Origin of the sequence: Kitasatospora sp. NPDC059673, assembly GCF_042734215.1 — a bacterium.
In the GTDB taxonomy this organism is placed as follows: Bacteria; Actinomycetota; Actinomycetes; order Streptomycetales; family Streptomycetaceae; genus Kitasatospora.
Genome location: NZ_JBHWEN010000004.1, coordinates 35,641 through 48,414 on the forward strand (window position 1 = coordinate 35,641; position 12,774 = coordinate 48,414).

A 12,774-nucleotide genomic window follows, 5' to 3' on the forward strand; every position below is an offset into this window, starting at 1 on the left:
GGCCCGGGCAGTCGTGACAGCCGGGCCGCCCCGCGACGCGTTCGCCGCGCTGGTGCTGCACCGGGCCCCGCAGCGGGCCCGGGTCGGCCTGACACTCGGCTTCGTACGCACCTTCGCCGTCCCGGAGATCGCCGAAGTACTGTCCGCCACCGGCAAGTTGGCCTCCGCGCCGAAAGCCCGGGCGAAGGCCACCGGGGCCATGATGTTCGCGCTGATCGGCCACGGAGTGGACAGCGAAGCCGGCCGGGAGATCGTCGCCGAGCTCGCCGCGATGCACCGACTGCCGGGCGTGGACGCCGAGTTGATGCGCTACGTGCTGGCCTGCTTCACCGTCTGCCCGGTGGAGTTCACCGCCCGGGGCGGCCGTGTGACGCCCGCCGAACGAAAGGCCGCGTTCGCTTTCCAGGCCGAGCTGGCCGCCGCCCTGGAGCTGCCCGCGCTGCCCGGCCCGGACCTGGACCGGATCGCCGCCTGGATGCGCGAGTTCGAGGCCGCCCGGTTCGCCCCCAGCCCGGCCGGCCGGGCCCTGTGGCAGTCCGTCTCCGGCCTGTTCGCGTCCCGCCTGCCCGGCCCGCTGGCCCGCCACGCCCCGGCCTTCGCCACCGCCCTGCTGGACGCCCCGCTGCGCGCCGCCCTCGACGTCCCCCGCCCCGCCTGGCCGCTGCGCGCAGCCGCCGCCCTCGCCTTCCGACTGGCCCGCTGACTGCCCGCCCCGCCTGGCCGCTGCGCGCGCAGAAGCCGCCAACGCCTCACGGCGCACCCACAGTCCGCCCGCCCCGGCCCTCGCCACCGCTCTGCTGGGCGCCCTGCTGCGCGCCGCCCTCGACATCCCCCGCCCCGCCTGTTCGCGTCCCGCCCGCCCGGCCCGCCGGGTTGCCCGGCCCGCCGGCCGAAGCTCAGCGCGAGCCGTGCACCCGGCGGTGGCTCCAGACCATCAGGCCGAGCAGGATCAGGCCCGACAGCATCAGGCTCAGCCCGGTCGGCCAGCCCGCCAGCGGCAGGCTCGGCACCAGCACCGCGGCGACGCCGGCGCCGATCAGCCCGAGCCCGGCCAGCACCGAGCCGGCGATCCGCCAGCGCGAGGCGACGCTGGCCTCGACGCCCGCCATCGCCCGCACCCGTACCGGCTCGACGAACCGGGACAGCGCCGGGATCGCCCGGGCCAGCAGAATCAGCCCGGCCAGCAGGAGCAGCGTGCCGGGCCCGGGCAGCACCAGCAGCACCACGCCGACCGAGACCAGCGTGACCCCGGCCGCGCCGAGGGCCACCCTGGCCACTGGGTGGACGGTGTCCGGGTCCGCTTCGAATGCCGGCCGCTGCTGTTCGCTCATCACTCCACGGTAACCGGATCGCCGGGCGAACAGGCAAGCGTGCTCAGGGCCTGGTCAGCGCCTCGATGCTGTGCCCGTCCGGGTCCTTCACGTACACGCCGCGGCCGCCGTTCCAGTGGTTGATCCGGCCGGGCTGCTGGGAGAACGGGTCGGCCCAGTGGGTGAGGCCCTGCGCCTGGATCCGGCCGTAGATCGCGTCGAACTCGTCCTCGGAGACCAGGAACGCGTAGTGCTGCGGCGTGATCGGGCCCGCGACGGTCATCACGTCGAGCGTCACGCGGTTGCCCAACTGCACGGCCAGGAACGGCTCGTGGACTTCGGCGTCGGGCAGGCCGAGCAGGCCGGTCAGGAAGTCGGCGGTGGCCTGTCGGTCCCGGGCGGCCACGATGGTGTGGTTGAGCTCTATCGGCATGGTGCACGGCCTCTCGTTCCGGAGCGGGGTGATCTCACGCACCTCGACGGTAGGACTTCAAGCGTGCTTCAGGTCAAGAGCCGCTGACCTGCGGCGTTCCCCCGACCCGCAGGTCGGGGGAACGCCGGCCGGGTCACATGCCGTTCTTGCGGATCGCGGTGTAACCGGACAGCTTCGACATCGACACCTCGTGCGAGATGCAGCCGTTGCTGCCGGAGTCCTCAAGGATGATCGCCTTGGTGTGCGCGGCGTCCGCCCAGCCGCCGAACAGCACCACGTGCTGGTTCTTGTCGCCGCTCTCGTGGTGGATCACCAGCGCGTCGCCGGGCATCAGGTCGCTCTTGTTGATGTGGTGCGCGATGCCGGCGCTCTCGCTGATCAGCGGGCCGGTCGAGGTGCCGCCGCCGTCGGTGGACAGGCCCCAGGCCGCCGAGACGAAGCCGGAGCAGTCGACCCGGTAGCCGTTGGTGACGGCGCCCTGGCTGTAGCCGAGCTTGCGCTCGACCCGCTCCATCGCCCGCTCGACCATCGCCTTGCGCTCGTCGGAGACCCCGTCCAGGTGCGGCTGGTCCACCACGCCGCCGCCCTGGCCGTTGCGCGGGTGCCACTTGTGGGTGGGCGACCAGTCGTCCCAGCCCGTGCCGTTGATCACCCTGGTCTTCCAGTCGCCGCTGGACCGGTCCTTGATCTTCGGGCCGTCGTGCAGGCCGCCCGGGCGGGTGGAGATCCCGGAGCCGTCGTTGCCGCTGGTGTCCCCGCCGCCGGTGTTCGGCGACTTCGGCTGCGGCGCGCGGCTGCCGCCGCCCGTGCTGCCACCGCCCGTGCTGCCGCCGCCGTGCCCGCCGGTGCCGTCGCCACCGGTGTTCGGCGACTTGGGCTGCTCCGGGTGGCTCCCGCCACCACCGCTGCCACTACCGCCGCCGCCGTTGCCGACGCCCGCGATGCCGGTGCTCGGCGACTTCGGCTGCGGCTTGTCCTCGCCGTGCAGCTTGTTGAGGATGTCGGCGATGCCCTGCTCGACCTCGTTGTACCGGGCGATCATCTTCTTGAGCTTCGCCGCGTCCTCGCCGAGCTCGCGGGTGAGCTTGTCCTTGGTCTTCATCAGCGCGTCGGCCTTGTGGCTGATGTCGTCGACATCCCGCTTCACCTCGGCGAGCACCGGACCCGCCCCGACGACTCCCATGATGAAACCGGAGAACACATCGGTGGCCGCCGCCTTCGCGACCGTGGCCTTGATGTGCCCGACCTGCTGGGTCATCTCCGCCATGCGCTGGTTCAGCTGCTCGAAGTCCCGCATGATCTTCACCAGCTCGTCCGGCCGGAAGCCGAACTGTTTCCCCGTCATCGCACACGCCCCCCTACCTCGGCGACGGCCCCCCTGGCCGTTCGCCCCAAGACTGTCCCGATTCTCTCGCAGCGGACAGCACGGGACCCGGCCGGGGGTGGTCAACCCCGGGCCGGGCCCCGCGCGGTGAGTACGCGTCAGTCGACGCCGTTGCGGCGGTACGGCTGGTACGCGGAGCCACCGTGGAAGTACGGGTAGGGGATCTCCCTGGAGACCATGCCCGCGTCGCCACTGTCCTCGATGCCGATGTAACGGGTGTGGGCGGCGTCCACCCAGCCCCCGAACAGCACCGTGTGATCGTTGGAGATCATCGCGTCACCCGGCTGCAGGTCGTTCTTGCCGATGTGGTGCGACACGTTGCCCTGCATCAGCCCGATGGTGTTCAGACCCGGGCCGGGCAGGCCCCAGGCACAGGACACCAGGCCCGAACAGTCCACCCGGTAGCCGTTGGTGACGGCGCCCTGGCTGTAGCCGAGCTTGTGCTCGGCGCGCTCCAGTGCGCGCTCCACCATGGCCCTGCGCTCCGGCGACAGCCCTTCCAGCTTGGGCCTGGCCTTCACACCGAGGCCCTCGCCGTTCTTCTTGTGCTTCTTGCCGGACCAGGAGTCCCAGCCGCTGCCGTTGATGATCTTGGTCTTCCAGTCACCGGTAGAGCGGTCCTTGAGCTTCGGCCCGTCGTGCTTCCCACCGGGCCCGCCGGCCGGCGTGCCGGTGCCACCGCCGCTGTCGGTGCCGGTGTTCGGCGACTTCGGCTGCGGCGTGTGACTCCCGCCACCACCGGTGCTGCCACCGCCGCCGCCGTGGCCGGCGCCGTCGATACCGGTGCTCGGGGACTTCGGCTGCTCGGCGTGACCGCCGCCGCCACCGCCCCCGCTGTTGCCGCCGCCGTTGCCCACACCGTCGATGCCGGTGTGCGGGGACCCGGGCTGCGGCCTCTCGTCGCCCTTGGGCTTGTTCATCTCGTCGGCGATCTTCTTCTCGACCGCCTCGTAGTGGGCGATGAGCTTCTTGATCTTCGCTGCGTCCTCGCCGAGCTCGCGGGTGAGCTTGTCCTTGGTCCGCATCAGCGCCTCGGCCTTGCTGCTGATGTCGTCGACATCCCGCTTCACCTCGGCGAGCACCGGACCCGCCCCGACGACTCCCATGATGAAACCGGAGAACACATCGGTGGCCGCCGCCTTCGCGACGGTCTCGCCGATGTGCCCGACCTTCTTGGTCATCTCCGCCATGCGCTGGTTGAGCTGCTCGAAGTCGCGCTGGATCCGCACCAGCTCTTCCGGCCGGAAGCCGAACATCTTCCCCGTCATCGAAGGATGTCCCCTCGTTCTCCGTCCGTGGCCCGGCCCCGGACGATCTCCGCCGTCCGGATCCGGATCACAACACGCTGGCGAGGCGCTTCACCGAGTCGCCGAGCTGGTTGAGCTCGTCCGCGACCCCGTTCAGCTCCCGCACCCGGCCCTGGGCGTGCGCGGTGAACGCGTCCGCCGCCGCACCGTGCCAGGACATGTGCGACAGCAGCGAGTTGACGTCGCCGCCCAGCTGCTCGACCTGCTTGGCCATCTCGGCCAGCTCCTGCGCGATCTTGTTGAGCTCGGCGTCGGCGTCGCCGAACATCTTGCCGAGCGCCCAGTGCGCGATCTCGGCCGGCGCCATGACGATGTCCTTGCCGACCTTGGCCACGTCACCGACGAAGTCACCGACGTCGCTGACCACGTTGCCTATGTCGCCCAGAATGCCCATCAGAACTCCCCCTGTTCCCCGTCAAACCGTTCCTCCCAAGGCTAGTCAGTACTGCCTCCGAGCGAAACGGGCGGGTGCCCGTCAATACCTGCGGTTGACCTACGGGCGGGTGTTCGCGGTCCGCCCGCCGCGCCTGTGACACTGGAGGCTCGTAACAAAACCGAGGTGCGCCCCGGCCCCGACTTTATGCAACCTAGAGGGATGCCCGCAGTGAGTTCTCCCGTAGCCCCGCAGCCCGCCCCCACGCTCGCGGAGCTGGCCGCCCGGCTGCCCGGCCTGATGCTGCGCGACATGCAGCGCCTCGGCCGCCGCCTGGAGGGCACCCGCAAGGTCCGTTCGGCCGAGGCCCGGGGGAAGATCCTGGCCGAGCTGGCCGCCGACTTCGACCGCTCCGAACTGCGGGTCGCCGACCGCCGGGCGGCGGTCCCCGAGATCCGCTACCCGCAGGAACTGCCGGTCGCGCAGAAGAAGGACGAGATCCTGGCCGCCGTCCGCGACCACCAGGTGGTGATCGTGGCGGGCGAGACCGGCTCCGGAAAGACCACCCAGATCCCGAAGATCTGCCTGGAGCTCGGCCGCGGCGTGCAGGGCCTGATCGGCCACACCCAGCCCCGCCGGATCGCCGCCCGCACGGTCGCCGAACGCGTCGCCGAGGAGCTGAACACCCCGCTCGGCGAGGCCGTCGGCTGGAAGGTCCGGTTCACCGACCAGGCCGGCCAGGACACCCTGGTCAAGCTGATGACGGACGGCATCCTGCTGGCCGAGATCCAGACCGACCGAGACCTGCGCCAGTACGACACCCTGATCATCGACGAGGCGCACGAGCGCAGCCTGAACATCGACTTCCTGCTCGGCTACCTCAAGCAGCTGCTCCCCCGCCGCCCCGACCTCAAGGTGATCATCACCTCGGCCACCATCGACCCGGAACGCTTCGCCGAACACTTCGACGACGCCCCGATCATCGAGGTCTCCGGCCGCACGTATCCGGTCGAGGTCCGCTATCGGCCGATCCTCGACGACAGTGATGCCGAGGACGATGCGGACACTGCACCGGACCGGGACCGCGACCAGATCCAGGGGATCTGCGACGCGGTCGAGGAGCTCCAGTCCGAGGGCCCGGGAGACATCCTGGTGTTCCTCTCCGGAGAGCGCGAGATCCGCGACACCGCCGACGCGCTGACCAAGCTGAAACTGAAGTTCACCGAGATCCTGCCGCTGTACGCCCGGCTCTCCTCCGCCGAACAGCACCGGGTCTTCCAGCGCTCCACACAGCGTCGGGTGGTGCTCGCCACCAACGTCGCCGAGACCTCGCTGACCGTCCCCGGCATCAAGTACGTGATCGACCCGGGCACCGCCCGCATCTCCCGCTACAGCCACCGCACCAAGGTCCAGCGCCTGCCGATCGAGGCGGTCAGCCAGGCCAGCGCCAACCAGCGCAAGGGCCGCTGCGGCCGCACCTCGGACGGCATCTGCATCCGGCTGTACTCGGAGGAGGACTTCCTCTCCCGCCCCGAGTTCACCGACGCGGAGATCCTGCGCACCAACCTGGCCTCCGTCATCCTCCAGATGACGGCGGCGGGCCTCGGCGACATCGCCGCCTTCCCGTTCCTCGACCCGCCGGACTCCCGCAACATCAAGGACGGCGTCAACCTGCTGCACGAGCTGGGCGCCCTGGACCCGGCCGAGAAGGACCACCGCAAGCGCCTCACCCCGCTCGGCCGCAAGCTCGCCCAGCTCCCGGTCGACCCGCGGATGGCCCGCATGGTGCTGGAGGCCGACCGCCTCGGCTGCGTCCGCGACGTGATGGTGATCGCCTCCGCGCTGTCCATCCAGGACCCGCGCGAACGCCCCGCAGAGAAGCGCCAGGCCGCCGACGAGCGGCACCGCCGCTTCCACTCGGAGACCTCCGACTTCCTCTCCTACCTGGCGATGTGGCGCTACGTCAGGGAGCAGCAGAAGGAGCTGTCCTCCTCGGCGTTCCGCCGGATGTGCAAGTCCGAGTTCCTCAACTACCTGCGGATACGGGAGTGGCAGGACGTCTACGTCCAGCTGCGCACCATCGCCAAGCAGCTCGGCGTCACCATCGAAGAACCGCACGACGATGCCGAGCCGGACGCCGACCGGATCCACCAGGCGCTGCTCTCCGGCCTGCTCTCCCACCTCGGCCTGTTCGACGTGGAGAAGCGCGAGTACGCGGGCGCCCGGGGTGCCCGGTTCGCGGTGTTCCCGGGGTCGGGGCTGTTCAAGAAGCCGCCGCGCTGGGTGATGTCCGCCGAGCTGGTGGAGACCTCCCGGCTGTGGGCCCGGATCAACGCGAAGATCGAGCCGGAGTGGGTGGAGCCGCTCGCCCCGCACCTGATCAAGCGCAGCTACAGCGAGCCGCACTGGGAGAAGAAGGCCGGCGCGGTGCTGGCCTACGAGAAGGTCACCCTGTACGGCCTGCCGATCGTCGCCCAGCGCAAGGTCAACTACGGCCGCGTCGAGCCCGAACTGTGCCGTGAGCTGTTCATCCGCTCCGCCCTGGTGGAGGGCGACTGGGAGACCCACCACAAGTTCTTCGCGGAGAACCGCAAGCTGCTCGACGAGGTCGAGGAGCTGGAGAACCGGGCCCGCCGCCGGGACATCCTGGTGGACGACCAGACCCTGTTCGACTTCTACGACGCCCGCCTGCCCGAGGACATCGTCTCCGCCCGGCACTTCGACGCCTGGTGGAAGAAGACCCGCCGCGACCAGCCAGACCTGCTCAATTTCGAGAAGTCGATGCTGATCAACGACTCCGCGGACGGCGTCACCGAGGCCGACTACCCGGACGTCTGGCAGCAGGGCAAGCTGCGCTTCCCGCTGACCTACCAGTTCGAGCCGGGCAGCGACGCGGACGGCGTGACGGTGCACATCCCGCTCGCGGTGCTCAACCAGGTGGTCGCGGACGGCTTCGACTGGCAGATCCCGGGCCTGCGCGAGGAGTTGGTCACCGCCTGGATCCGCTCGCTGCCGAAGGCGATCCGCCGCAACTTCGTGCCCGCCCCGGACTACGCCCGGGCCGCGATGCGCGAGCTGACCGACCGCCAGGAGCCGCTGCTGCCCACCCTGGAGCGGGTGCTGCACCGGATGTCGGGCCTGCCGATCCCGCCGGAGGCCTGGGACGAGGAGCGGATCCCCGACCACCTGAAGGTCACCTTCCGGGTGGTGGACGGCAAGCGGAAGCTCGCCGAGTCCAAGGATCTGGAGGAGCTTCGCCAGGGCCTGCGGCCGAAGCTGTCGGCGACGCTGTCCAGCGCGGCGTCCGGCCGCGGCATCGAGCGCACCGGCCTGACCGCCTGGCCCACCGACCTGCCGGTCCTGCAGCGCACCTTCGAGCAGCGCACCCGCGGCCACTCGCTGCGCGCCTACCCGGCGCTGGTGGACGAGGGCGCGAGCGTCGGCATCAAGCTGTTCGACACCCCCGAGGCCCAGCAGCGCGCCATGTGGGAGGGCACCCGCCGGCTGCTGATGCTGCAGATCAACTCGCCCGCCAAGTCGATCCAGGGCCGCCTGGGCAACCAGGCCAAGCTGGCGCTGTCGTACAACCCGCACGGCTCGATCCCGGCGCTGTTCGAGGACATCGTGGCGGCGGCCACAGACCGCCTGATGACGTTGTCGGGCGGGGTGGCCTGGGACTCGGAGGCGTTCACGGCGCTGTACGACAAGGTCCGGGCGGACCTGTACGAGCTGTCCGCGGACACCACGCTGAAGACCGCGGCGGCGCTGATCGCCTTCCACCGGGCCTCGAACCGGCTGAAGTCGGTCTCCAGCCCGGTGCTGCTGTCCGCGGTGAACGACGTCCGCCTGCACCTGGCCTCGCTGGTGCACCCGGGCTTCGTCACCGGCACCGGGTGGCAGCGCCTGGGCGATCTGAAGCGCTATCTGATCGCCGTGGACCGCCGCCTGGAGGCGCTGCCCGACCACCCGCAGCGCGACCTGCAGAACCTGCTGAAGGTGCAGGCGGTGCAGCAGGCGTACGGCGAGCTGCTGGCGAGGGTGCCGGCCGGCCGGGAGCCGTCGGCGGAGATCCGGGCGGTCCGCTGGATGATCGAGGAGCTGCGGGTGAGCTTCTTCGCACAGGGGCTGGGCACGCCGACGCCGGTTTCCGAGAAACGCATCCTGAAGGCGATGGAGGCGGCCGCGGCGACCCTCTGAGGCCCGTCGGGAGCCGGTTCGACCTGGGGGGTCGTGATGCAGTACGATCTGTCTTGTTCGCAGGCGAGAGCAGGCGGGCAAGGATCAGATCACTGGTCCCGTGGAGCAGTTGGTTAGCTCGCCACCCTGTCAAGGTGGAGGTCGCGGGTTCAAGTCCCGTCGGGATCGCAGGAGCGCAGGGCCCGGAACTTCGAGTTCCGGGCCCTATCGCTTTTCCGGGGCGCGCACAAGATAACGGTGCTGTGATCACCGTCACTGACGCCCTTTCAGGAACCGACTTCCAGGGCATCCCCGCAAAGGGCTCAGATTTAATATGTAAAATTGTACTGTCTTTACCGGGAATTCCCCCCACCCCCACCAGCCCCACGGGAATCCCGCATTCCGGCTCCGAACATGCCGAAGGGCCGCACCCCCGACCCGGCGGAGTCGGAGAGGCGGCCCTTGGGACCTGCCGAGCGCGTTTTCCCGACCCGGCGGAGTCGGGGGGCGCGCCCGGGGGAAAGCTTGGGATCAGACCTCGGTGCGCTGGGCCGGAATACCGGCCAGCAGGGCACGCACCTCCGCCTCGCGGTAGCGGCGGTGGCCGCCGAGGGTACGAATCGACGTGAGCTTGCCTGCCTTGGCCCAGCGGGTCACCGTCTTGGGGTCCACGCGGAACATGGTGGCGACCTCTGCCGGCGTCAGCAGGGGCTCGGCGTCAGGGGTACGAGCGGTCATGAGCGGCCTCCTCGGGAGAACCGAACCAGGGCGGTTCTATCCTTCAAATTCTGCACCTTGACCCGTGATGCCCGAAATGGCACGGACGGGCCGAGTCGGTAATAGGACGAACGGCTTGTCCTGGTGTCTACAACTACACCATCCGTCCAGCCCTATCGGCCAAACCGTCAAAATTGACCCCTCACGGGTTCAAGGGCGACGGATGGCCATGGACCACCCCATAGCGGACAGTTACGCACCGGTGACGTCCGGTCACGGTGCGCACGCCCGAGAGGGCTTGGGTTGGTTGTCCCATTTTGGCACATAGGTCTGAGTTGGCGTCAACGGTGAGTAGTGTCACGTTTCTCGGCTATTGACCCGATCTGGGACCATAGTCCCAAAATCCCTCCCAATGGTATGGACCATCCTCTCCTCTCGCGCCGGCATTCGACCAGGGGGCAAGTTCTGACGCCCCCTCAGCCCCTCCCGGCCCCCCTGAGCCTCCCCCGTCCCCGGGCCGATCACGCTCAGGAGGCCTGCCGCAGCGCCAGCACCCGCCGCCAGCGCACCGTCAGGGCCTCGTAGCGGCGCTGCGCCGCCGCGCTGTCCCCGGCCCGCAGGGCGGCCAGGCCGTCCGCGAGTTCGCCCACCGAGTGCTCCTCGGCCAGCGCCCGCGGGCCGAGCAGCTGCACCAGGCCGCCGTAGTCGAGCTCCACCAGCGAGCGCGGATGGAACTCCTCCAGCCAGCGCCCGATCTCCTCCGCGCCCTCCGCGAGCGCCGCACCGGCCGCGCTCCCGGGCACCTCGGCCGTGGGGACGGCGGTGCGCAGCGCCCGGTAGGCCCGGGCCACCCGGCGGCGGGCCTGCACCATCGGCGTCAAGTAGAACAGTGCGGCCGGCTCCGGCCGTTCGCCGTCCCCGGCGGAGCCGTACTCGCCGGCCGGCAGGTGGTGGCGGTCCTCCTCGCCGAACGCCAGGAACCAGTGCAGCGGCACCTCCCAGCGGCTGGCGCGGATCCACGGCCGGGCGTCGGGGTGCTCCCGCTGCCACCGCGCCCGCTCGGCCTCGGCGGCGGCCCGCAGGGGCGACGGCAGCACGGTGTCCACCAGGTGCGCGGGCAGCGTCCGGCGCAGCTCCTGCAGGGCCAGCCAGCCGCGCAGCCGGGTCGTCCAGGGGCAGATGTAGGTGACGCCGTCCGCGAGCCGCACGTAGGCGTGCCCGTCCTCCTGGTCGGGCAGCGGACGGGGCGTCAGGGCGGCCAGCGCGGCCAGGGCGGCGCGCTGTTCGGCGAGCGCGGCGCCGGTCACCGGCCGGCCGGGCCCGCCGGTGTCGGGGCCGTGCGCGGCCGCGTAGGCCTGCCAGCGGGCCCGGTCCGGTTCGGGGTAGGCGGCCAACGGCTCGTAGACCCGCAACTGGGCGGTGTACGGCGGGAGCACGGAGGTGCGCGGGGCGGTCACGCTCCGCATGTTCGCATGCGCCTCAGGGACGCGTCAGGGTGTCGCCGAGAAGGCTTCGATCGTTATTGCTCGGGGCCTGCCCGGGGGCAGATTCGAAGGAGGCCCCGGAGCTAGGCTTCGACCAGACGCCCGCACCACCGTCGCGGGCCATCATTGCTGGAGTCACCACCGTGACCGACGTACACACCACGCACCCCGCACCAGGCGTGTTGGGCCGAGTCTTCGGCACCGGCCAGGAGGGCGACGGGCACGAGCAGGTCGTGCTCTGCCACGACCGTTCCACCGGCCTCAAGGCGATCATCGCCATCCACTCCACCGCCCTCGGCCCCGCGCTCGGCGGCACCCGGTTCTTCCCGTACGCGAGCGAGGAGGAGGCGCTGACCGACGCGCTGAACCTCTCCCGCGGAATGAGCTACAAGAACGCCCTCGCCGGGCTCGACCTCGGCGGCGGCAAGGCCGTGATCATCGGCGACCCGGGCAAGGACAAGAACGAGGCGATGCTGCGCGCCTACGGGCGCTTCGTGCAGACCCTGCGCGGCCGCTACATCACGGCCTGCGACGTGGGCACCTACGTCCAGGACATGGACATGATCGCCCGGGAGACCGAGTTCGTCACCGGCCGCTCGCCCGAGCACGGCGGCGCCGGCGACTCCTCCGTCCTCACCTCCTTCGGCGTCTTCCAGGGCATGCGCGCCTCCGCGCAGGCCCGCTGGGGCCAGCCCACCCTGCGCGGCAAGCGGGTCGGCGTGGCGGGTGTCGGCAAGGTCGGCCACTACCTGGTCGGCCACCTGGTCGCGGACGGCGCCACCGTGGTCGTCACCGATGTCTCCGAGGCCGCCGTGAACCGGGTCCGGGCCGCCCACCCCGGGGTCGAGGTGGTGGCCGACACCGCCGCCCTGCTCGCCTCCGACCTGGACGTGTACGCCCCGTGCGCGCTCGGTGGCGCGCTCACCGACGAGACGGTGGGGGCGCTCGGCGCGGCCGGCACCTCGATCGTCTGCGGCGCGGCCAACAACCAGCTCGCCCACCCGGGCGTGGAGAAGGACCTCGCCGACCGCGGCATCCTGTACGCGCCCGACTACCTGGTGAACTCCGGTGGCGTGATCCAGGTCGCCGACGAGATCGACGGTTTCAACTTCGACCGGGCGAAGAACAAGGCGACGAAGATCTTCGACACCACGCTGGAGATCTTCACCCGGGCCGCCACCGACGGCATCCCGCCGGCGGTGGCCGCCGACCGGCTCGCCGAGAAGCGGATGCGGGAGATCAGCGCGCTGCGCTCGCTCCTGCTGCCGACCGCCCGCCGGAGCTGACCCGCCACAGTTCGTGATGCGCGGGGGCCGGCGCCGCCCGGCCCGCGCATCACGATGTGGAACCGGATTCTCAGTTGGTCCCCCGAACGGGCGATACAGCGCCTCCTTCGGGGGATAATCTCTGCAGGAACGACGGGACCGGCATCGCGCCGGACAGCCTGCAAAAGCCCCGAAATTCCCCTCTGACCTGGGCGGACCTGGTTCGAGGGGGCTTGGGTGCGCGCCACGTCACACCGGCGACGTACCGTCCGGCGGCGGAAACAGGTACCGTTAATGCTCCAAGGGACGGTTTCCCACTTCGGGC

The 12,774-nt window shown here is 70.8% G+C and carries 10 protein-coding genes and 1 tRNA gene; 4 read left to right on the forward strand and 7 right to left on the reverse strand.

Features of this window, described 5'->3' with window-relative positions; translation table 11 throughout:
* The first annotated feature begins 13 nt into the window (after positions 1 to 13).
* Positions 14 to 703, forward strand: a complete 690-nt coding sequence (locus ACFV18_RS06585; RefSeq protein ID WP_380479959.1) for an oxygenase MpaB family protein — start codon at positions 14 to 16, stop codon at positions 701 to 703.
* A 193-nt stretch (positions 704 to 896) separates the two neighbouring features.
* Here ACFV18_RS06585 and ACFV18_RS06590 read toward each other — a convergent pair whose 3' ends face one another.
* The 5 genes from ACFV18_RS06590 to ACFV18_RS06610 all read right to left on the reverse strand — a co-directional run bounded on the left by ACFV18_RS06590 (position 897) and on the right by ACFV18_RS06610 (position 4,828).
* Positions 897 to 1,331 (reverse strand): PGPGW domain-containing protein, encoded by a 435-nt coding sequence (locus ACFV18_RS06590; RefSeq protein WP_380479961.1) that lies wholly within the window; start codon positions 1,329 to 1,331, stop codon positions 897 to 899.
* A gap of 43 nt (positions 1,332 to 1,374) precedes the next feature.
* Positions 1,375 to 1,743 (reverse strand): VOC family protein, encoded by a 369-nt coding sequence (locus tag ACFV18_RS06595; RefSeq protein ID WP_380479963.1) that lies wholly within the window; start codon positions 1,741 to 1,743, stop codon positions 1,375 to 1,377.
* 133 nt (positions 1,744 to 1,876) lie between these two features.
* A complete protein-coding gene (locus tag ACFV18_RS06600) occupies positions 1,877 to 3,088 on the reverse strand; it encodes a hypothetical protein (protein WP_380479965.1) in 1,212 nt (403 codons plus the stop codon).
* A 137-nt stretch (positions 3,089 to 3,225) separates the two neighbouring features.
* Positions 3,226 to 4,395, reverse strand: coding sequence for a hypothetical protein (locus tag ACFV18_RS06605; protein ID WP_380479967.1), 1,170 nt, complete (start codon positions 4,393 to 4,395; stop codon positions 3,226 to 3,228).
* Between the two features lie 67 nt (positions 4,396 to 4,462).
* Positions 4,463 to 4,828, reverse strand: a complete 366-nt coding sequence (locus ACFV18_RS06610) for a hypothetical protein (protein ID WP_380479969.1) — start codon at positions 4,826 to 4,828, stop codon at positions 4,463 to 4,465.
* Positions 4,829 to 5,029: 201 nt separating this feature from the next.
* On the opposite strand from ACFV18_RS06610, the gene hrpA reads away from it, so the two are divergent.
* Together hrpA and ACFV18_RS06620 are read left to right on the forward strand one after the other, a co-directional pair.
* Positions 5,030 to 9,004, forward strand: coding sequence for an ATP-dependent RNA helicase HrpA (hrpA, locus tag ACFV18_RS06615; protein ID WP_380479971.1), 3,975 nt, complete (start codon positions 5,030 to 5,032; stop codon positions 9,002 to 9,004).
* Positions 9,005 to 9,098: 94 nt separating this feature from the next.
* A tRNA-Asp gene (locus tag ACFV18_RS06620) sits at positions 9,099 to 9,172 on the forward strand.
* A gap of 342 nt (positions 9,173 to 9,514) precedes the next feature.
* Here the strand turns inward: ACFV18_RS06620 and bldC are convergent.
* Positions 9,515 to 9,721: a developmental transcriptional regulator BldC gene (bldC, locus tag ACFV18_RS06625; RefSeq protein ID WP_030459248.1), complete on the reverse strand. Its 207-nt coding sequence runs from the start codon at positions 9,719 to 9,721 to the stop codon at positions 9,515 to 9,517.
* Between the two features lie 506 nt (positions 9,722 to 10,227).
* A complete protein-coding gene (locus ACFV18_RS06630; protein WP_380479973.1) occupies positions 10,228 to 11,157 on the reverse strand; it encodes a hypothetical protein in 930 nt (309 codons plus the stop codon).
* Between the two features lie 170 nt (positions 11,158 to 11,327).
* Here ACFV18_RS06630 and ACFV18_RS06635 point away from each other — a divergent pair, with 170 nt between their 5' ends.
* Positions 11,328 to 12,470, forward strand: coding sequence for a Glu/Leu/Phe/Val dehydrogenase dimerization domain-containing protein (locus ACFV18_RS06635; RefSeq protein ID WP_380479975.1), 1,143 nt, complete (start codon positions 11,328 to 11,330; stop codon positions 12,468 to 12,470).
* Positions 12,471 to 12,774: the final 304 nt, after the last annotated feature.